The 19,835-nt window shown below is 72.0% G+C and carries 19 protein-coding genes, 1 tRNA gene and 1 pseudogene; 6 read left to right on the top strand and 15 right to left on the bottom strand.

All coding sequences use genetic code 11. The features are described from left to right. Positions 1-78 precede the first annotated feature (78 nt). The gene (locus KU893_RS09940) at positions 79-279 is read left to right on the top strand and encodes a hypothetical protein (RefSeq protein WP_218234191.1); all 201 of its coding nucleotides are present in this window, start codon (positions 79-81) and stop codon (positions 277-279) included. Between the two features lie 45 nt (positions 280-324). On the opposite strand, the gene KU893_RS09935 is transcribed toward KU893_RS09940, so the two are convergent. Next, positions 325-840, bottom strand: coding sequence for a flavin reductase family protein (locus tag KU893_RS09935; RefSeq protein WP_218234190.1), 516 nt, complete (start codon positions 838-840; stop codon positions 325-327). A gap of 88 nt (positions 841-928) precedes the next feature. On the opposite strand from KU893_RS09935, the gene KU893_RS09930 reads away from it, so the two are divergent. Next, positions 929-1,525 carry a 1-acyl-sn-glycerol-3-phosphate acyltransferase gene (locus KU893_RS09930; protein WP_218234189.1) on the top strand — a complete coding sequence of 199 codons (597 nt, stop codon included), beginning with the start codon at positions 929-931 and terminating at the stop codon, positions 1,523-1,525. Here KU893_RS09930 and KU893_RS09925 read toward each other — a convergent pair. Next, complete coding sequence (locus KU893_RS09925) at positions 1,512-2,906, bottom strand: NAD(P)/FAD-dependent oxidoreductase (protein WP_218234188.1); 1,395 nt, start codon at positions 2,904-2,906, stop codon at positions 1,512-1,514. The two genes, KU893_RS09930 and KU893_RS09925, sit on opposite strands and share 14 nt — an antisense overlap. A gap of 168 nt (positions 2,907-3,074) precedes the next feature. Here KU893_RS09925 and KU893_RS22725 point away from each other — a divergent pair, with 168 nt between their 5' ends. The 3 genes from KU893_RS22725 (at position 3,075) to KU893_RS09915 (ending at position 6,021) form a co-directional block, all read left to right on the top strand. Then, a complete protein-coding gene (locus tag KU893_RS22725; RefSeq protein ID WP_246592397.1) occupies positions 3,075-3,680 on the top strand; it encodes an Rv1733c family protein in 606 nt (201 codons plus the stop codon). Then, positions 3,659-5,302, top strand: coding sequence for a SulP family inorganic anion transporter (locus KU893_RS09920; protein ID WP_257441639.1), 1,644 nt, complete (start codon positions 3,659-3,661; stop codon positions 5,300-5,302). The genes KU893_RS22725 and KU893_RS09920 overlap by 22 nt, the downstream gene beginning before the upstream one ends. Before the next feature lie 140 nt (positions 5,303-5,442). Further along, positions 5,443-6,021: a hypothetical protein gene (locus KU893_RS09915; RefSeq protein WP_246592396.1), complete on the top strand. Its 579-nt coding sequence runs from the start codon at positions 5,443-5,445 to the stop codon at positions 6,019-6,021. Positions 6,022-6,402: 381 nt separating this feature from the next. Here KU893_RS09915 and KU893_RS09910 read toward each other — a convergent pair whose 3' ends face one another. The 3 genes and pseudogenes from KU893_RS09910 to KU893_RS09905 all read right to left on the bottom strand — a co-directional run bounded on the left by KU893_RS09910 (position 6,403) and on the right by KU893_RS09905 (position 9,393). Then, on the bottom strand, positions 6,403-8,517 hold the full coding sequence (locus KU893_RS09910) for a helix-turn-helix transcriptional regulator (protein ID WP_257441638.1): 2,115 nt from the start codon (positions 8,515-8,517) through the stop codon (positions 6,403-6,405). Between the two features lie 288 nt (positions 8,518-8,805). Then, a pseudogene (locus KU893_RS23775) lies at positions 8,806-8,988 on the bottom strand (ATP-binding protein); the annotation flags it as partial. Positions 8,989-9,045: 57 nt separating this feature from the next. Beyond that, positions 9,046-9,393: a hypothetical protein gene (locus KU893_RS09905; protein ID WP_218234185.1), complete on the bottom strand. Its 348-nt coding sequence runs from the start codon at positions 9,391-9,393 to the stop codon at positions 9,046-9,048. Between the two features lie 372 nt (positions 9,394-9,765). Between KU893_RS09905 and KU893_RS09900 the strand changes: the two genes are divergently transcribed. After that, positions 9,766-10,842 (top strand): hypothetical protein, encoded by a 1,077-nt coding sequence (locus KU893_RS09900; RefSeq protein WP_218234184.1) that lies wholly within the window; start codon positions 9,766-9,768, stop codon positions 10,840-10,842. A 954-nt stretch (positions 10,843-11,796) separates the two neighbouring features. Here the strand turns inward: KU893_RS09900 and KU893_RS09895 are convergent. From KU893_RS09895 to KU893_RS09850, 10 genes are all read right to left on the bottom strand, one after another. Beyond that, positions 11,797-11,869: transfer RNA gene (locus KU893_RS09895), tRNA-Ala, on the bottom strand. A 307-nt stretch (positions 11,870-12,176) separates the two neighbouring features. Then, complete coding sequence (locus KU893_RS09890) at positions 12,177-12,797, bottom strand: histidine phosphatase family protein (protein ID WP_218234183.1); 621 nt, start codon at positions 12,795-12,797, stop codon at positions 12,177-12,179. Position 12,798: 1 nt separating this feature from the next. Then, positions 12,799-13,185 carry a ribosome silencing factor gene (gene rsfS / locus KU893_RS09885; protein WP_218234182.1) on the bottom strand — a complete coding sequence of 129 codons (387 nt, stop codon included), beginning with the start codon at positions 13,183-13,185 and terminating at the stop codon, positions 12,799-12,801. Further along, positions 13,182-13,868, bottom strand: a complete 687-nt coding sequence (nadD, locus tag KU893_RS09880) for a nicotinate-nucleotide adenylyltransferase (protein ID WP_257441637.1) — start codon at positions 13,866-13,868, stop codon at positions 13,182-13,184. Before nadD ends, rsfS begins: the two co-directional genes overlap by 4 nt. A 25-nt stretch (positions 13,869-13,893) precedes the next feature. Continuing rightward, the gene (locus KU893_RS09875; RefSeq protein WP_218234181.1) at positions 13,894-14,058 is read right to left on the bottom strand and encodes a hypothetical protein; all 165 of its coding nucleotides are present in this window, start codon (positions 14,056-14,058) and stop codon (positions 13,894-13,896) included. A gap of 42 nt (positions 14,059-14,100) precedes the next feature. Next, positions 14,101-14,562, bottom strand: coding sequence for a VTT domain-containing protein (locus tag KU893_RS09870; protein ID WP_218234180.1), 462 nt, complete (start codon positions 14,560-14,562; stop codon positions 14,101-14,103). Continuing rightward, positions 14,559-15,221, bottom strand: coding sequence for a CDP-alcohol phosphatidyltransferase family protein (locus KU893_RS09865; protein WP_218234179.1), 663 nt, complete (start codon positions 15,219-15,221; stop codon positions 14,559-14,561). The genes KU893_RS09870 and KU893_RS09865 overlap by 4 nt, the downstream gene beginning before the upstream one ends. An 842-nt stretch (positions 15,222-16,063) precedes the next feature. Beyond that, on the bottom strand, positions 16,064-17,335 hold the full coding sequence (locus KU893_RS09860) for a glutamate-5-semialdehyde dehydrogenase (RefSeq protein WP_218234178.1): 1,272 nt from the start codon (positions 17,333-17,335) through the stop codon (positions 16,064-16,066). Positions 17,336-17,354: 19 nt separating this feature from the next. Beyond that, a complete protein-coding gene (locus KU893_RS09855; protein ID WP_218234177.1) occupies positions 17,355-18,584 on the bottom strand; it encodes a phospholipase D-like domain-containing protein in 1,230 nt (409 codons plus the stop codon). Between the two features lie 279 nt (positions 18,585-18,863). Beyond that, complete coding sequence (locus KU893_RS09850; protein WP_218234176.1) at positions 18,864-19,826, bottom strand: electron transfer flavoprotein subunit alpha/FixB family protein; 963 nt, start codon at positions 19,824-19,826, stop codon at positions 18,864-18,866. Positions 19,827-19,835: the final 9 nt, after the last annotated feature.

Genomic DNA, 19,835 nt, shown 5'->3' with positions numbered 1-19,835 from the left:
GCCACTTTTCTTGAACGAGTCAAGACTCTGCACTGGCGTGTCGGGACTGCCGGGGACGCGCCGGGGTACCGACGCGCCATGGACATCTCACCCGCCTGGCTCATCCTCGGCGTCGTCGTCGCCGCCTTCATCGTGCTGGGGCTCGTGTGGGCCTTCGTCGCAGACCGACGGCGCAACGAGGAGGTCGCCCACGACCCCGAGCGCTTCGACCAGCCTGCTGACCCCGCCGACCGCTTCGACGTGGATCACCGCCACCGCGGCCCGGCGGGCGACGCCTGACCCCCACTCCCCGGAGGCGTGCGCTCGCGCGGCGCTCGGCCCCTCTCAGCCCTCGGCCACGCGCAGCACCCGGCTCCGCGGCAGCTCGGCCGGGACCCGGTAGGCGCGGTCATGGTGGACCAGCGGCGCAGCCGACGGCCCGAGCTCGACCCGGTCGACCTCGAGCAGCACCAGCCAGGAGCCTCCGGCGGGGATCACGTGGGCGGGGCGACCGCGAAAGGTGGTCACCGCTTCCGGCAGCAGCAATCTGCCGCCCTCACGCACCCAGCCCTGCTCCTGGGTGAACCGCTCCGCATCCCGGTCTGCGTACGCCGCGGCGAGCTCGACCTGCGTCGCAGCGAGCACGAACACGGACAGCTCGTCGCAGCCGACCAGCTGCGGTCCCACGCTGCTCGTGCGCGCCAGCGAGAAGGAGAGCAGCGGTGGGTCGACGCTCACGGAGGCGAGGCTCGACACGGTGGCGCCGACGAGCCCGGTCGAGGCGTCCCCGACGACGAGCGCGACGCCGGCGGCATGCCGGCGGAAGCCGGCCTTGAGCTGGTCTGCGAGCGATCCGGTCACGGAACAGAGGCTAGAACCTCAACGCTACTTGAGGTCCACCGATGATGGCGGACGTCACACGAGGCCGGTCACGCGCTACCGTCGCGTCATGGCACACAGGATGCGGGTCCGTCGTACGTTCGCCCGCGGCGCGCTCAGGCTCTCGCGGTGGCGCCTCGTCGGCGACGTTCCCGAGGCCGGGATCCTGGTCGGCGCCCCGCACACCTCCCAGTGGGACTGGGTGGCGATGCTCATGATCGCCTGGGCCAACGGCGCCCGCCCGCGGGTGCTCGTCGCCGCCCACTACTTCAAGGGCGTCGTCGGCTGGGTGTTGCGTCGCACCGGCGGCATCCCGCTCGACCGCTCCAGCCCCGGCGCGACCATCCGGTCGCTGCTGCAGGCCGCCGAGGGGGACGACGCCTTCCAGCTGGTCATCGCCCCGGAGGGCACCCGCAGCAAGGGCGAGTACTGGAAGCCGGGCTTCTACCGGATCTCCCAGCAGACCGGCCTCCCCATCACGCTCGGGTTCGTCGACGGCCCGACCCGCACGCTCGGCATGGGCCCGACCTTCCACCCGACCGGCGACGTGGTCGCCGACATGGACCTGGTGCGCGCCTTCTACGCCGACAAGCTCGGCATCAAGCCGGAGAACCGCACCGAGCCGCGGTTGCGCGAGGAGAGCGCCGAGGGTCCTACCGACCGCTGACCCGGTTGGCGAGGGTCGCGATGCGCGACGTACGACGCCCGCCACGCGCCTCCAGCCGGTCGGCCAGTCCGTAGGCGCGGTACAGGCCGTGGATGCCGAGCCACCGCAACGGCTCGGGCTCCCACGCCCGCGCGCGCTGGTCGACCCAGGGCAGCGTGGTGCGGTCGGTCCGCTCCCCCGCCACCAGGTCGGCCAGGGTGCGTCCGGCCAGGTTGGTGGCGGTGACCCCGGTGCCGACGTACCCGCCGGCCCAGCCCTGGCCGCTCGCGGCGTCGTACGCGACCGTGGCGCGCCAGTTGCGGGGCACGCCGAGCACACCGCTCCACGCGTGGGCGAGCTCGACCTCACGCAGCTGCGGGAACCACGCGCAGAGCACGGCCCGCAGGTGCTGGACGGTGCGGTCGGGGATGTCGCCGTCGAGGTCGGTGCGCGATCCGAAGCGGTACGGGTTGCCGCGCCCACCGATCGCGATCCGGCCGTCCGGGGTGCGCTGGGCATAGGAGTAGACGTGGGCGAGGTCCTCGAGCGTGTCGTGGTGCTCCCAACCGATCCCGGCCCAGGTCGCCTCGGGCAGCGGCTCGGTGACGATCATCGAGGAGTTCATCGGGACCCAGGTACGACGCTCGCCGGCGAGCCCGGCCGTGAAGCCCTCGGTCGCGCGGATGACGTGCCGGGCCCGGACCGTGCCCCGGTCGGTCTCGACGCGGCCGGGGGCGATCGACCGGACGGTGGTGGCCTCGTGGATCCGCACCCCGCGCTCGCGCACCACCCGGGTCAGGCCCTGGGCCAGCCGCGCCGGGTTGATCCGCGCGCAGTGCGGCTCCCAGAGGGCCGCCCGGGTCCCGGCCACGCGGATCCGGGCGTCCGCCTCGGCGGCGCTCAGCAGCCGCGCGCCGGTCTCCGGCCACCGTTCGGCGCTCACGGCGGCCTGGCGCGCCCGCCCGGCCTGCGCGGCGTTCCGGGCGACCAGCAGGGTCCCGCCCCGGCGTACCTCGGCGTCGATGGCGTGCCGCTCCGCGACCCGGATCACCTCGTCGACGGCGTCGATCATGGCCAGCTGGAAGCGGGCCACGTCCGCGCGCGGGTGGGTGCGCGCATACCCGTCGAGCCCACCGGTCACCGATGCCGACAGCCAGCCGCCGTTGCGGCCCGACGCCCCGTAGCCCGCGAACCGCTGCTCGACCACCCGGACGTCGAGGTCCGGGCGGATCTCCGCGAGGTAGTACGCCGTCCACAGCCCGGTGTAGCCCGCGCCGACGATGACGACGTCGGCCTCGGCGTCCCCGGTCAGCGGGTCCTGCGGCTCCGGGATGCCGAGCTCGGACCACCAGTAGGACACCCCTCCGGAGCGACGTGCGCTCGCGGCGGACTCCGGCGTCATGCGAGGAGCCTAGGGGGCTGCGGCACCCCGGTCGACGCCACCGACCGAGGAGCCGTGCCGCCGGACGACGGCAGGGTCCAAGGACCCGGCAAGGCAGGGCTGCGGCCCCTGCTCCCGTCGTCGGGCCCGGTCCGACGATGGACAGGTCCGGCGCGAAGGGAGCAGATCGTGGACGACCCCGACCACCCCGCGGCGACGTTCCGCACGCACCGACTGCTCCGCCTGCTCGGACTGGACCGGAATCCGCTGCGTCGGCGGACCGATCACGCGGAGTCGATCCTGCTGCTGGCCGCGATGGTCGTCGCGCTGCTGCTCGTCCCGGTCGCGTGCGCGATCGGGACGAGTGTCCATGCCACCGCCGTCCAGCGGGCCGCGGAGGAGCGCGACAGCCTCCACGTCGTCACCGCGACGGTCATCGGCGACCACCTGGCCGCACCGAGTGGTGTGCTCACCCGCCCGATCACTTCGGCGGCCTGGCTCGACGACGCCGGCCGCGCCCACTCGGGAGTGTTGCCCCCAGGCGCAGACGTCGGGGCGGACGGGCGAGCTCGGGTGTGGATCGACGACGAGGGCCGGGCGCACCCGGCCCCGGCGAGCCCCACCGACGACGTCCTGGTCGCGGTCACCACCGCGTTCCTGGCGCTGATCCTGGGCTGGATCCTCGTGGCGGCGGTCGTCGGCGCGGTCCGCACCGGGATGGAGCACCGCCGCCTGGCCGACTGGGAGCGGGAGTGGCGTATCGTCGGCGCATCGTGGACCGGTCACACGCCCTGAGCCGTTGGCGTGGCGACGCGTTGGCCGGTGTCACGGTCACGGCGTACCTCGTCCCGCAGGTCATGGCGTACGCCGAGCTCGCCGGGCTGCCACCGGCGACCGGGCTCTGGGCCGCGCTGGGCGCACTGGCGCTCTACGCCCTCGTCGGCTCCTCCCCCGTGCTCTCGGTCGGCCCGGAGTCGAGCACCGCCCTGATGACGGCCACCGCCATCGGCGCCGCGGGAGTCGCGCACCACGAGGCGGCGAGCTTCGCCGCGACCCTGGCCCTCGTCGTCGCGCTGATGTGCGCGATCGGCTGGGCGACCCGCCTCAGCGTGGTGGCCGAGCTCCTCTCGCGGCCGGTCCTGGTGGGCTACATGGCCGGCATCGCGGTCACGATGGTCGTCTCCCAGCTCGGCCGACTCGGTGGCCTCGACGTCGGCGACGGCGACACCCTGCACCGGGCGGCCAACACGCTGCGCCACCTCGGCGAGGTGCAACCGGCCACGCTCGCTCTCAGCACGCTGACCCTGGTCGCCATGCTGCTCGGCTCCCGACGGTGGCCGCACGCCCCCGTGGCACTGCTGGGCATGCTCGGCGCCACCGCGGCCTCGGCCCTACTCTCCCTGCCCGACCACGGCGTCGCGCTGGTGGGCGAGATCCCGGCCGCGCTGCCCAGCCCCGGACTTCCTTCCCTCGACCCGGAGCTCCTGCGGGCCGCCCTCGTCCCGGCGCTCGGGATCGCGTTCGTCGGGTTCACCGACAACGTGCTCACCGCGCGCGCGTTCGCGCACCGGGGCGACCACCGGATCGACCCGCACCGCGAGATGATCGGGCTCGGGATGGCCAACCTCGGCTCCGCGGTCCTGCACGGCTTCCCCGTCAGCAGCAGCGGCAGCCGCACCGCCATCGCCTCGGCGGTGGGCGCCCGCACCCGCTTCGCCGGCTGGTTCACCCTGGCTGTCACTGCCGCCGCGCTGCTCGCCGCCCGTCCGCTGCTCGAGGCGTTCCCGTCCGCGGCGCTCGGCGCCGTCGTCGTGTACGCCGCCGTGCGGCTGGTGGACCTCGACGGGTTCCGGCGCCTGTACCGGTTCCGGCACTCGGAGCTCGCCATCGCCCTCGCGACCACCGCGTCGGTGGTCGTCATCGGCGTCCTCGAGGCGATCGTGGTCGCTATCGCCCTGTCCATCCTCGACCTGTTGCGCCGGGTCGCGCGCCCCCACGACGCCGTCCTCGGGTACGTCGACGGGCTGGCCGGGATGCACGACACGGCCGACTACCCCGAGGTGCGCGTGGTCCCCGGCCTGGTCGTCTACCGCTACGACTCGCCCCTGTGCTTCGCGAACGCCGAGGACTTCCGCACCCGCGCCCTGGCCGCCGTCGCGGAAGCCGAGCATCCGGTCGCCTGGTTCGTGATCAACGCCGAGGCCTTCACCGACATCGACTTCACGGCGCTGGGTGCCCTCGAGGCGGTCCGCCGCGAGCTGTCCGACCGCGGGATCGTGCTCGGACTGGCGAGGCTCAAGCACGAGTTGCACGAGCTCCTCGAACCATCCGGCTTCCTCGAGCGCGTCGGCGAGGAGCACGTCTTCCCCACGCTGCCCACCGCGGTCGAGGCCTTCGAGCGCGCCCATCCCGCCTGACCCATCCCGCGTGACCCGGCCGCCTGACCCGCCTCCCGACACCAGCAGGACCTTCTGCCCTGCACTGCGGCGACCTGCGGCCCTGCTGGGCCCGCCCCGGCACTGGTGGAATCGAGCTACTACCACGAGAGGAAAAGACCATGGCCACGATCTCCGCCCACCTCCACCACATCGTCGAGCACGACGAGGAGTCGGCCGTTGCCGACCACGCAGCGCGCCGCGCGCTGGCAGCCCTCAGGATCGGCTTCGGCCTGACCTTCCTCTGGGCGTTCTTCGACAAGCTGCTCGCCCTCGGCTACCACACCGGCTACGCCCAGGACGGCACGCTGGACCGCTTCGGACCGGCCGCCTGGATCAACGGCGGCAGCCCCACGGAGGGCTTCTTGAAGTTCGGCGCCGACGGCCCGTTCAAGGACTTCTGGAACAACCTCGGCGGCGTCGCCGTCATCGACTGGGCGTTCATGCTCGGCCTGCTGGCGATCGGCGTCTCCCTCACCTTCGGCATCGCGATGCGCGCCGGCACCGTGGCCGGGTTCGTGATGTACGTCCTGATGTGGACCGTCGTCCTGCCCCCGGAGAACAACCCGGTCCTCGACGAGCACCTGCTCGGCGCGGCGAGCATGGTCGTCCTCGGCCTCACCGGCGCCGGTGCGACCTGGGGTCTGGGCCACCTGTGGTCGCAGTCGGCGCTGGTGCGCCGCTTCCCCGTCCTGCGCTGAACGAGCGTCGCTCGACCACCGCGAGCCGAGCAGACCGAACGAAGCAGAGGGCCGGATCCGTCTCGGATCCGGCCCTCATGGTTCGATGGAGGCGAGGGGGATCGAACCCCCGACTTCCTGCGCTGACGTCCTCGCCTGCTGCTTCTCGGCCGGCTTGGCATGGTCTGCACCGGCAGGCGTGGCCCGCCCGACAGCGCCGCGTCCCATCATGGCCGGCCCGGCCGGAACCATTCGCGCGCAGGACGCCGCAGCCGACGCCGGAGAGCGAGAAGATGACCGCCACCGGCCACCACACCACGGCGAGAGCGGAGGCCGGGGCTGTGGGTCACTCGCCGGTGGCTACGCCGAGGCTCGCGGGTTCCGTCACCGCCCCTCAAGTACTCACTCGGCGCCCAGGGCACTACGCAGGCCGGCCCGCCCGGCGACGCCGAGCGTGCGATAGATGTTGTGCAGGTGGTTGTCGACCGTACGCACCGAGATGCCCAGCTCGGCGGCGATCTCTCGGCTGGTCCGCCGAGCACACGCGAGGCCGGCGACCTCCCACTCGCGGTCACTGAGCCCGTCCCGCCCAGGTCCGTGAAGAGGGACGGCCTCGCACGTCGCCTGCATCCGGAAGCGTGCCTCCTGCAGGCGCCGCCGCAGCTCTCCCGCGCCCCGGGGTGGTGCCATGGGCTCGGCCTGACGGAGCACATCGATCGCGGCGACGGTCATCCCGGCCGCATCCAGCACGCAGGCAGCGGCCAGGACCCGGGCTGGGTCACGGTCGGCCAGCCCGGTGGCGGCATCGCACAGGGCGTGGTAGAGGCCGAGCTCTGACGAGACGCCTGAGGCCATCTCGCGGAGCAGGGCACCAGCACGTTCCGGAACGCCCATGCGCAGACAGGTGCCCAGCGAGATCGCCGCGACCAGGCTGAACCCGTGGGCGTGTGCCTGCTCGGCCGCCTGCTCGAGTCTCTCTGCGGCGGCCGTGACCTCCCCAGCGGCAACAAGCAGCAACGCCTCGGCCTCGGCGAGGAGCACCGCCGCCTTCGGATCACCACGGTGCGACTCCGGGATCGAGTCCAGCCTCGACCGAGCGCCCGCTGCGTCGCCGCGCTGGACCGCGATCACCGCCTCCAAAGCCCGCGCCGCACCCATCAGACCGATCGGGTCACGCCAGCCCAGCTGGTCGACCGCGAGCGTGGCCAGGGCCGCGGCACGGCCCAAGCGACCGCCGTACATGAGGTGGATGGCCAGCGTGTAGCTCCAGATACCTGCGGCGTCGACACTCGACGTGACGCGCTGAGCCTCGACGAGCTGCCGCGCGTCCTCGCCCCGGCCCCGGCCGAGGAGGGTGAAGTAGGCCTGCAGCTGGACCATCGCGGACGCGTGCGGCTCGAGCACCCCGTGCCGGCGTTCGAGGTCGACGAGCATTCCGGCCGCCTCGCCGTCGGCCCGTCCCGCCATGGCGTGCAGCATGACGTCGGCGATGGCGCCGCGCACGGCGACCGCAGGCGCTCCGGACGCCTGGCTGGTCCGACGGCCGTCGGACGGGCTCTCGGTGCGGGCGATCTGCCCAGCGAGGGTGCGCCAGGTACGTATCTCAGGAGCGAGCAGCGCCTCTTCCGCCGGGCCGAGCAGCGGGCCGATCTCCGCCGCGGTCGCCAAGGCCGCTTCTACGTCGAAACGCCGGTAGGCCAGGTGTGCACCCCAGCACGACGCGAGCAGCGCCAGCTCGCTGGCCGAGGTGATCTGTTCGCGGGCTCTCTCGAAGGCTTCGTCAGCGGCCTCCAGACGCCCCAGCCAGGACAGAGCACTCGCCCCCTGGACCAACCACGCCGCCGCGCGTGAGCCGCTCGGCCCGTCGTCGCAGAGTCCGGCCCGCAGACGGTCGTGCAGGTCAACAGCCACCAGGTACTCACCCTGCCCGTAGGCGTGTCCGACTGCCCAGCCGAGCTCGTCGCCGGCAACGGGCCGCCCTGCGGCGGTCCGGAGCACGAGCGCAGCGAACCGGAGCCCCGCGACACCGGTGCCGGTGAGGCGGTCCGCGACCTCATCGACCAAAGCACCGTGCTCGTCGTCGGTCAGCCGCCGCAACGCTGCCTCGCCCACGAGGGGATGCATCGGCCGGACCACGTCTCCTTCACGAGCCAAGACGCCGTCGTCGACCAACCGCGAGGCGATGCGGTGCTCCGGACCCGCCAGCACGGTGGCAGCAGGTGCGCCCGCGCCGAGCGCCGCGCGGGCGACGACGTACAGCTGGGCGGGTTCGAGCTCGGCCACCCGGGAACCCGCGGAGGCAGCAGCGTCAGCCGGGATGTCGATCGGATCGAGTTCGATGCCTGCCTCGACGCGATGCACCCCGCCCCAGCGTTCCGTGCGGACCACCACATCGCGCAGCAGCAGGGCGTTCCCGGACGTCTGGCGCGTCAGACGAGCCACGTCGTCCGGCCGCGGCGGAGCACCGAACCGCAGCCGCAGCAGTCGTTCGATCTCCGCCCCGAGCAGCGCGGGCACCTCGATCGTGCTTGCGACCTGCTCGTGGAGAAGTCGCTCGACAGGACCCACCAGGTCGTGGTCGGTACGCGCCGTGAGCACCGCCGGGACGCCGAGCACGCGGACCAGCTGGTAGACGACCGCAGCCGAGGCAGGGTCGAGCAACGGGGCGTCGTCGACGACGAGCAGTGCCGACGACGCGAGCTCTCCGATGGCAGCGATCAGCGCTCGGGCCGAGTCGTCCGACCGCAGCCCCAGATCAGCACTATGCCGCGCGAACGCCGCCAAGGGGGCGTGGCCCAGCTCGGCCATCCCGACGATCTCGAGGATTCGGAGCCCGGAATCCCGCTGGCGCTCAGCGACGCACCGAGCGATGGTCGTCTTGCCCACCCCGGAGGGCCCGGTGAGGAGCACTGCTCCGAACGGCCGCCTCGCGAGGTGATGCTGCACGTCATCGAGCAGGGCTGGTCGGTCGAGGATCGGCCAGTCCATGCCCGCCAATGTAGCGAGCATCGAGCGGCGAGAGAGCCGGAATCGGCAAGCCGGTGATCAGCAGGCGATCTCCTCCCCGTCGGTAACGATGACGAAGAACGCGTCGGGGTGGTCCGCGCTGGTCGCCGCGTCGATGATGAGGCATTCGCTCCCAGCGAGCTCGACCCCGTCGTGCACCAGAAGCCGGACCGTCTCGCCGTCGATCTCGTAGTCGCGGTACTTCGAACTCTGTGTCGCCACGATCGCGTATCCGATGGCGTCAAGCGGCGAGTTCCCCTTCAGATCGACGTCCCTGTCCCTCGTCACCTTCTCCACCTCGCCGTCGACCCGATCGGCCGCCCCGTCACCGCAGGCGCCCAGCGCCGTGACGGACAGGACGAGGGCACACGCCGCGATCGGGCGCACGGGAGTCCTTCGGAGCAGCAGGGCTGAGCGACGTGACATCGGCATGGCACGAGCCTGGTCGACCCCGGCAGCCCCTGCACTGAGTAGGAACTACCCAGTGCCCGAGCCTGGTCGGTCGCCCGGTCGGCCTGGTGGCCGCCCGAGGGCGGTGTCGCGACGGCTGCTGTCCCGCAGTGAGTAGGTCCTACCTATCGCCCATCGCTCCAGCCGCTGCCACGCTCGCGGCCCATGAGACCATCAGCACGTCATCTCAGCCGGTGCGGCGCACTTCTCGCGCTCGGCCTCTCCTCCGCACTGTCCCCCGTCTCGCCGGCCGCCGATGCCGCGCAGGTCACCACGACTGTTGCCTTCTCGGGATGCGAGGTGCGGCACATGCCGTACACGACGAACACGCAGGTCGGCGCCGAAACGGCGTGGAGCCCGTCCCTCACCTTCGCCATGCCGACACCCATCGCCGCTCACGACACCATCACGGTCGACGCACAGCTCGGGGCGTTGCCGGCTCAGACGCTGCCTGAGGACATGACCGACGTATGGGTCTCGGTCTGGAACCTGGAGATCACCAGCGAGCACTGGAACCCGCTGCGGCTCTATGACCAGTTCTACCTGGCGTCCTTCGACAAGGACAGCGCTCTCGTGTTCCCGGCCCTGGAGTACGACACCGACTATGTGGACCCCGGCATCTACCACCACAAGGTCAAGAGCATCGAGCTGCTCTTCACCGGCAAGGACGGCAACGGAGACTTCGTCGAGTACTCCTACGAGTGCGATCAGGTCGTCAACCCGCAACCGATCCTGACGACTGCCGTCTACGACCTGTCCGCGACCCCCGAGCTCGTCCTCGACCGGACAACGGCCCAGGTCGGTGAGGGCGTCGGCTTCACCGGCATGAACCTGCTGGCGGCCGCGCCGGCGAACCCCCGGGCCACCGCCAGCGTCACCATCGGCGGCAGGGCGGTCGGGACCGTCGAGGTCGACGACTCCGGCAGCGTCCAGGGCACGGTGGTCGTGCCGGCGGGCCTCGCCGGCACCGTCGAGGTTCGGGTCGCCAACGGCCCGAGGTCCGCCAGCGCACTGCTCTCCGTCTCCCCAGCCGGGGGCGGAGCCGGAGGTGTCGACGTCAACGACCCCTCGACCTGGCATCCAAACGCGCAGAGCGGCGCCGTCGACCACGTCGCCACGCTCAAGGTCGCGGCCAAGAAGATCCGCTCGGGCAAGAAGCTCAAGCTCGGCGGTGCCGGCTTCGCGCCGGGCGAGGCTGTCATCATCAAGGCTCGCGGCGGCAAGGGCCGCGGCGCCCGGTCGTTCAACAAGGTCGTGTACGCCAACGCGGCTGGATCCATCAAGACGAACTTGAGGCTCAAGGGCGCCGCCCGCGGGAAGTGGCGGGTCACCGCGATCGGTGTCACGAGCGGACACGGCGGCAAGGCGGTCTTCTCCGTCAGGTGACCAGTTGGCCATGCCTCGCCTGCGACGCCGGCGAGGCACGGCCAGCACCACGTTGCCGCGTGCGTTCTCCCCCGGGGCCACACCCCGGCCGCGGGTCCAGCGATGCGACGGCCACCGAGCAGGCGGGCCGCCAGGGACTCGGCAACCAGCCTCGGGTGGTGGTGCCGCCCTGCTCTGCAAGCCGGACGCGGCCAGGAGGAAGAACACAAGGGCCCGCGCCGCACGTTCTGCTCCTGGGGAGAGGCGAGACCGAGACGGGTTCGTAGATCCGGGCGAGCACCACGACGCAGGCCGCCATCCGACGACCGCGCCCTTCTCGAAGCCGCGTCGGACTCAGACGTACGGAACTCGGACGCGAGCATCTAGTGTGGCTGCTGGACCTTGCCGCACCTGTGCATCGCGCGCGGAATGTCGGCGAGGCGGTCGGGGGCTTGACATGATGGATCCTGCACGTCGCAGCCAGAGCAACGAGCGCGCCGCACTGGCCGCCGGCTTGGCGGAAGTGACCTCGGCACGAGAGCTCGTCGTGGAGGCTCGACGCCGTGGAGACCGGCAGCACCCTGATCAGCTTCGCGACCGCTTGTTGGCGTCCTTGGAGAGCTATGCCGCAGCGGTTGCACGCTCCGGGGCACCGCTGCCTCCGAGACTGCGTGATGAGCTGCAGCTGTACCGGTCCCTCGGGCGACGGTCCTGACCCCTGCCCGCCACCGGCCGTCACGGGAAGGTGCGGACCCGGTGCCGACCGTGCAACCCGTCGATCTCGACCTCCCTGGCAGGTCCGCTCGGCAGGGTGCCACTCTCGCGGCGAGGCAGGCCGGGCGGGAGCGTTCACGCGTGGAACGAGGCTCACCACGCGTGGCCCGTGGTCGACATCGTGGCACTTGCCGTCACGAGGCCAAATGCGAATCGGCGGCCTCCCCGCGTTCCCGCAGGTCGACCGCCGACTCTCTCCGGTGGAGGTGAGGGGACTCGAACCCCTGACCCCCTGCATGCCATGCAGGTGCGCTACCAGCTGCGCCACACCCCCGGGGTCTGTGCTCCACCCGGAGGCGGGGCAACGACGGAAATACTAGCCACAGCCTCCGGCGAAGGTGAAATCGGGGTGGGTTTCGAGGCTCGCTGGCGCTCGCACCTCAACCACCGCGGCCGCTCGCTGGCGCTCGCACCTCAACCACCGCGGCCGCTCGCTGGCGCTCGCACCTCAACCACCGCGGCCGCTCGCTGGCGCTCGCACCTCAACCACCGCGACCGCTCGCTGGCGCTCGCACCTCAACCACCGCGACCGCTCGCTGGCGCTCGCACCTCAACCACCGCGGCCGCTCGCCGGCGCTCGCTCAGAGGTTGTACGCGGCCAGCGCCCACTGCCCCGTCGAGCGCTCCTCGAGCACCACGCGGCCGCAGTTGCCGAGGGCGCGCAGGTCGTGCGCGAGCTCGAGGGGCCAGCCCAGGAAGCTCACCAGGCCCGAGCGGGTGGCCGCGCCGTGGGACACGGCGACACCGGTCTCACCGGGCGCGAGCGTGGCGGCCAGGTCGGTGACGACGGCGGCGAACCGGGCCGACACGTCGCGGGGAGCCTCGGCGCCGGGGATGGCGTCCCACTCGCCTCGTTGGAAGCGCGCGAACGCCGCGGGGTCGCGGGCGTCGAGCTCGGCGTGGGTCAGGCCCTGGTAGTCGCCGAGGCGGAACTCGCGCAGCCGCTCGTCGTACGCCGGAACCAGCCCGGCCTCCTTGGCGACGATCTCGGCGGTCTGCCGGGCGCGGGCCAGGTCGCTGGACCAGACCAGCACGGGCTCGAGGGCCGCGATGAGCGGAGCGACGACGCGGGCCTGCTCCACGCCGGTGGCGTCGAGCTCGACGTCGAGCTGGCCCTGGATCCGGCGCTCGGCGTTCCAGGCGGTCCGACCGTGGCGGAGCAGGACGATGCGGCGCCCGGTCACCGGCGTCGAGGCGCGCACCTCAGCCGTCGGTGGGCGTCGGACCGTGGACCTCGGCGGGGAGGTCGATGGTCGGGCAGTCGCGCCACAGACGCTCGAGGGCGTAGAACTCGCGCTCCTCGGCGTGCTGGACGTGGATGACGACGTCGCCGTAGTCGAGCAGCACCCAGCGGCCGTCGCGGTGGCCCTCGCGGCGGATCGGCTTGGCGTCCAGCTCGCGGAGCTTGTCCTCGATCTCGTCGACGATGGCGCGGACCTGACGGTCGTTGGCACCGGTCGCGAGGAGGAAGGCGTCGGTGATGGCGAGCTGCTCGCTGACGTCGAAGGCCAGCTGGTCGGTCGCGAGCTTGTCGGCGGCCGCGAGGGCGGCGGCCTGGACGAGCCGGACGGCGTGGTCGGTGGCGGTCATGGTGTTTCCGTTCCGGTGGAGGCTCCGGGATGTCGTGAGGGCTGCTGGGCAACCTCCTCGACCTCCGGGGCGAGGGCGGCCGGGTAGAGGCCGTGCTTGGTGATGTACTGGACGACGCCGTCGGGAACGAGGTACCAGACCGGCTGACCGGCCCGCTGTCGCTCACGGCAGTCGGTGGACGAGATCGCCAGCGCGGGGATCTCGACCATGGTGACCCGGTCGTGCGGGATCCGGGCCAGGGTGGCCGGGTCCATCTCCGAACCGGGCCGGGTGCAGCCGACGAAGTGCGCCAGCTCGAAGAGCTCGTCGGCGTCGCGCCAGCTGAAGATCTCGGTGAGCGCGTCGGCGCCCGTGATGAAGTAGAGGTCCGCCTCGGGCCGCAGGGCGCGCAGGTCGCGCAGCGTGTCGATGGTGTACGTCGGCCCGTCCCGGTCGATGTCGACCCGGCTGACCGTGAACCGCGGGTTGGCCGCGGTGGCGATCACGGTCATCAGGTACCGGTGCTCGGCGGGGGCGACCTGGCGATCGGCCTTCTGCCAGGGCCGACCGGTCGGCACGAAGACGACCTCGTCGAGGCCGAACCAGCCCTGGACCTCCGAGGCGGCCACGAGGTGACCGTGGTGGATGGGGTCGAAGGTGCCGCCCATCACCCCGATCCGGGTACGGCGGGGCGCCCCCGTCACCGGTCCACCACTGTCTCGACCGGGATCAGCTGTGGTCGCGGCCGCCGCCGAACCAGACGAGGCCGACGAGCAGGAACAGGAGGAAGGTCAGCACGCCCCCACCGATGAACCACGGGTTCACGGCGGGCTCGCCGTGCTCCTCCGCGGCGCGGGCGACAAGGAGGGCGACCTGGCTGATCTGGCTGAGCATGGCGGCATCGTATCCAACCGGCGGCCGGATCCTCGCCTCGGCTCAGTGCAGCGCGAAGTCGACCCCCAAGAAGAGCAGCGAGAACCGGAGACTGCGGCCGAGGAAGACGGTGGGGACGAACACCCACATCGGCATCTTGAGCAGCCCGCCGACGGCCGCCATCGCGAGCAGCGGCGGGACCCCGGCGGAGGCGGCGACGAACATGATCCCGGCGGCGTACCAGGGCCTGCCGTGCATCCGGGCGACCCACTTCTCGTACGACGCCTTGACCTTGGGCTGCGACAGCTTCTTCTGCGCCCAGGCGGACTCCGCACCGCGGCGGGCCAGCTCGTACCAGATGATCTTGCCGATGGTGGCGCCCGCACCGGCGGCGATGCCGAGGGAGATCGCGGCCGCCGTACCGGCCTCGGTGGCACCGGCGCCGAGGATGTAGACCTCGATCGGCAGGAACGGAAGCAGGGCGGACGCGATGCTGAAGGCGAACGTCGTCAGCCACAGGATCATGCCGCCGGGGCTCCTTCGGGGCTGACCTCGCGCGTCGGCACCGGCAGGCCGAGCCGGAGCAGCCAGCGCAGCGAGACGCACTTGAGGACGAGCAGCCCGATCGCGATCAGCGTGCCGAGCCAGACCCAGCCGCTGACGAGCAGGATGACGGCGAAGGCTCCGGAGTTGGCGGCCTTGCCGATCCGCGACCAGTTCCACAGGTAGATCCTGCGGTCGATCACGTGGAAGTAGTTGGGGCTGCGGATCGGCCAGGCGAGGAAGGCCAGCGACAGGTACATGTCGATGACCATGAACTCGAAGAGGTAGATCCCGATCGGGATGCCGATCCAGGTCATCGGCTCGTCGCTGATCCAGCCTCCGGGCTGCAGCCACACGAGCCCTACGTACAGCGCGCCGCAGCTGAGCCGGTCGCACATCATGTCGACGACCGCGCCCATCCGGGTCTCGCAGTCGCGCCAGCGCGCCCACTCGCCGTCGATGCTGTCGCCGACCCAGTACGTGACCAGGCCGACCACGATCAGGGTCAGGCTGCCCTCGTACGCCGCCCACACCGCGATCGCGAGCGTGATGACGGTGCGCACGAACGTGATGACGGTCGCCCCGGTGAAGAGTCGCTCGACCGACGGGTCGGCGTAGATCCGGTCCGGGGAGCCTGCCATGTCGCGAAACCTACCCGGTTGCCGGAACCGTCCGGACGCCAGACCCCCCACGACCCGCAGGCATTCACCGGCCGTCCACCTGGCGCTCGTAGCCTCGCTACGTGATCTGGCTGGCCGTGGCGTTCGCGCTCGCGAGCGCGCTGACGACGGCGGTGTCGACGTCGACGCAGCACCTCGCCGCGACTCGTGCACCACTGGTGGCGCTGCTCCTGGCAGCGGTGCTCGGACCGGTGGGATTCACCTTCCACGTACTGGCGCTCGACCACGGCCCGATCGGACTGGTGCAGCCGATCGCGATCCTGGGCATCGTGCTCGCCGTACCGCTCCGGGCGGCCCTGGCCCGGGCCCGCCCCGCACGGACCGAGGTGGCCGCCGTCGGAGTCACGGGGCTCGCGATCGCCGCGCTGCTGCTGGCCACCGACGCCCGCGAGAGCGCCACGCCGGTGGACACGGGGCAGCTGGTCGTCGCGGTCGGCGCCTGCGCAGCGGTGGCGGCGCTGCTGATCGCGGTGGCGAGCGGCGTGCCGCAGCCGGCCGGGCGGGCGTTCCTGCTCGGCAGCGCCTCGGGGATCCTGTTCGCGCTGATGTCCGTGCTGGTCGAGGCCGACCGGCTGTACGTCGCGCTCGCGGCCTGCGGCGTCGGCGGGGTGGTGGTCAACCAGCTCGCCTACCGGGCCGCCCGGCTGTCGGCGTCGATGCCCGTGCTCAACGTCGTGAACTGCCTGCTCACTCTCGCCTTCGCGCACCTCGTGCTCGGCGAGGTGCCGCACCGCACGCCGGCGTCGACCGCGGTGTCGGTGCTCGCCCTGGCCGCGATGGGCTGGGGACTGTGGCGCCTGGCGTCAGCGGACGTGGCCGTCGCCGATGACGACGTACTTGGTCGAGGTCATCTCGGGCAGGCCCATCGGGCCGCGGGCGTGCAGCTTCTGGGTGCTGATCCCGATCTCGGCGCCGAAGCCGAACTCGCCGCCGTCGGTGAACCGGGTCGAGGCGTTGACCAGCACCGCGGCTGAGTCGACCTCGGCCACGAAGCGCCGCGAGGCGGCGAGGTCCTCGGTGACGATCGCGTCGGAGTGACCACTCGACCAGGTGCGGATGTGCTCGAGCGCCCCGTCGAGGTCCGGTACGACGCGAGCGGCGATGTCGAGCGAGAGATACTCGGTCGCCCAGTCGTCATCGGTGGCCGCGACGACCCCGTCGTGGGCGCCGAAGGTGGCGTCGCCGTGGATGGTGACGCCCTCGCCCTGCAGCGCCGCCACCACGCGCGGCAGGAACGCGTCGGCCACCTCCGCGTGCACGAGCAGCGACTCGGCGGCGTTGCAGACGCTGGTGCGGTGGGTCTTGGCGTTGAGCACGATGGCCAGCGCCTTGTCGAGGTCGGCGGCGCGGTCGACGTACACGTGGCAGTTGCCGACGCCGGTCTCGATCACGGGGACCGTGGACTCGTTGACGACCGACTGGATCAGGCCCGCTCCCCCGCGCGGGATCAGCACGTCGACCTGGCCGCGGGCACGCATCAGGGCCTTGACGCTGTCATGGGTCTCGCCGGGGACGAGCTGGACGACGTCCGCCTCGAGGCCGGACTCGGTGATCGCGTCGCGGAGCACCGCGACGATGGCGGCGTTGCTGGAGCGCGCGGACGAGCTGCCGCGCAGCAGCACGGCGTTGCCGGACTTGAGGCAGATGCCGGCGGCGTCGGCGGTCACGTTGGGCCGGGCCTCGTAGATCATGCCGACGACGCCGAACGGGACCCGCACCTGGCGCAGCTCGAGGCCGTTGGCCAGCAGGCTGCCGCGGACCACCTCGCCGACCGGGTCGGCCAGGCCGGCGACCTCGCGCAGGCCCTGGGCCATGCCCTCGAGCCGTTCGGTGGTCAGCCGGAGCCGGTCGATGATGTTGGCCGCTAGCGGCGCTTGTCCTGAGCCTGTCGAAGGGGCCTCTGCGCGGGCCACGTCCTCGGCGTTGCCGGCGAGGATCTCGTCGGCACGCGCCAGCAGGGCGTCGGCCATGGCGTGCAGCGTGGCGTCCTTCTGGGCGCGCGTCGCCAACGCCAGCGAGCGGCTGGCGACCCTGGCACGCTGGGCGACCTGGCGGACCTCGACCTCGGCAGTCATGACACCAAGGATAGGAGCGTCAGGCACAGGGGCGGCTCTTGGGCTGGATGCCGGGCTTGTGGGTGATCCGGGTGCTGGCGAACATCTTGTGCCACTGGGCGTCGTACGCCGCCACGACGGCGGGGTCGTGCACCTCGAAGGTGACCTCGTCGCTGCTCAGGCCGGGCGGCGACCAGTTCTCCGAGCCGGTCCACACCACGTGGGTGCCGGCTCCGCGGAAGGTCCCGTCGACCGTGACGTACTTCAGGTGCGAGTAGCAGCGGGCGCCGAAGACGATCTCGTCGCCGGCGGTCGACAGCTTCTCGCCCCAGTCCCAGTCGGCGATCCGGACCGGGATCCCGGCCTTCTGCAGGATCCGGACCACCGGCCCGCTCACCACCGAGCCGACGACCGCGATGTCGCAGCCCTCGGCCCGCATCGAGGCCAGCTCGCGGGCCAGCGCCTCCCCGCGGCCGGCGTACCAGGCGTACATGTTGACCCGGACCACGCTGTGCCCCTGGCCGTCGCCGAACCCGGCCGGGGCGGCGCAGTCGACCCGGCGCAGCCGCTGGAGCTGCGGGTCGCCCGTCGCCCGCCGGAGCAGGACCCGCTGGAAGTCCGCGCCGACGGTCTCGCCGTCGTACTCCAGGTGCCGTGGCTTCGCCGTCCGGTCGCGCTTGAGCTGACCGAAGACGGTGGTCCACGCGGCGAAGAGCGCGTCGTCGCCGCTGACGGTCAGCGCGTCGTTCCACTGGCCGGCCGCGGCGCCGTACCCGAGGTTGCTCGAGCTGCTGATCACGACCGAGCGCGCGGCGCCGGTCTGGCTGAAGGAGTAGACCTTCATGTGCAGGTTGCCGGTGCGCGAGCCGTTGCGGCAGGCGCTGGTGCAGACGTGGAGGAAGCTCTGCGCCCTGCGGTCGTCGCCCAACCGGCTGCGCAGGCCGCGGATCACCCGGCCGACGATGTTGTCGTTCACGACGATCTGCACGTGGACGCCGCGCCGGTGGGCCGCCACCAGCAGCCGTGCGGTGTCGGAGCGGTCGATGTTGTACGTCGCGATCCGGATCGTGGCGCCGGGCGGGGTGTGCCGGATCGCCTCGTGCACCCGCCTGACCACCTTGGTGCGCGCCTTGAACCCGCCCGTCGGGTCGTTGAAGGTCGGCCCCGTCGTGGGCAGCCAGGTGTCGTCGGCCCGCGCGGCCGGGGCGGGGGCGACGAGTCCGAGCAGCAGGGCGGTCAGCACCAGGAGCGCAGCGGCGAGGTTTTTCACTCGAAGAACACTAAACGACTGCATTTAATGGACGAAACCGTGCGGGCGATGGGCGCGCTGGCGGCGGGTGCGGCGGCGTCATGTAACACGCTGTCCACCTGTCTGGTCGGCGGTTGTCGGCGAGAAGTAGGCCTCCCTACGGCGTGTCGCCGCTGAGAACCGCGAGGTAGTCGGGTGGACAGCGTGTTACAGCGCACCGCCGCACGTGCCGGCCGGGCGAAATGCAGCGCGGGACGCCGTACCGGAGTACGACGTCCCGCGGCCGGGTGAGCGGGCGGCTCAGCCCTTGCGCTTCTCGATCTCCGCGGTCGCGGCCGGGAGGACGGTGTGGAGGTCGCCCACGACGCCGAAGTCGACGAGCTCGAAGATCGGGGCCTCCTCGTCCTTGTTGACGGCCACGATGGTCTTCGAGGTCTGCATGCCGGCGCGGTGCTGGATCGCACCGGAGATGCCGTTGGCGACGTACAGCTGCGGCGAGACGACCTTGCCGGTCTGGCCGACCTGGAAGGTGTGCGGCTTCCAGCCGGAGTCGACCGCGGCACGCGAGGCGCCGACCGCGGCACCGAGCGCGTCGGCGAGGCCCTCGACCGCGGTGAAGTCACCGCCGGTGCCACGACCGCCGGAGACCACGATCGCGGCCTCGGTGAGCTCGGGACGACCGGTGGCCTGGCGCGGCTGCGAGGCCACGATCTGGGCGGTCTTGGCAGCGTCGGAGATCGCGGCGGCGAACTGCTCGACGGCACCGGCGCCCGCACCCTCCTCGGGAGCGGCGGCGTTGGGCTTGACCGCGATGATCGGCGTGCCCTTGACGACCTTGGCGTCGACGGTGAAGTTGCCGGCGAAGACCGACTGGGTGGTGACGATCTCGCCACCGTTCACCTGGACGTCGACGGCGTCGGTGATCAGGCCCGAGGAGAGCTTGATCGCGAGGCGGCCGGCGATCTCCTTGCCTTCGGCCGAGGCCGGGAGCAGGATCGCGGCCGGCGAGGTCTTCTCGGCGAGCTGCTGGAGCACCTCGGCCTTGGGGGCCACGAGGTAGCCCTTGATCTCGGCGTCGTCGACGACGTAGACCTTGTCGGCGCCGTAGGCCTTGACCGCGTCGGCGGCGGCAGCGGCCTTGTCGGCACCGCCGATGAAGACGGCCGAGGGGGAACCGATGCGCTTGGCGATCGCGAGCAGCTCGTAGGTGGGCTTGCGGACCGCGCCGTCGACGTGGTCGACCAGAACGAGAACTTCAGACATGGATCAGGC

Origin of the sequence: Nocardioides daeguensis (genome assembly GCF_019192965.1) — a bacterium.
Classification (GTDB): domain Bacteria; phylum Actinomycetota; class Actinomycetes; order Propionibacteriales; family Nocardioidaceae; genus Nocardioides; species Nocardioides daeguensis.
Note: the sequence above shows the minus strand (reverse complement) of the source record. Positions and strands in the feature narration are given on the sequence as shown.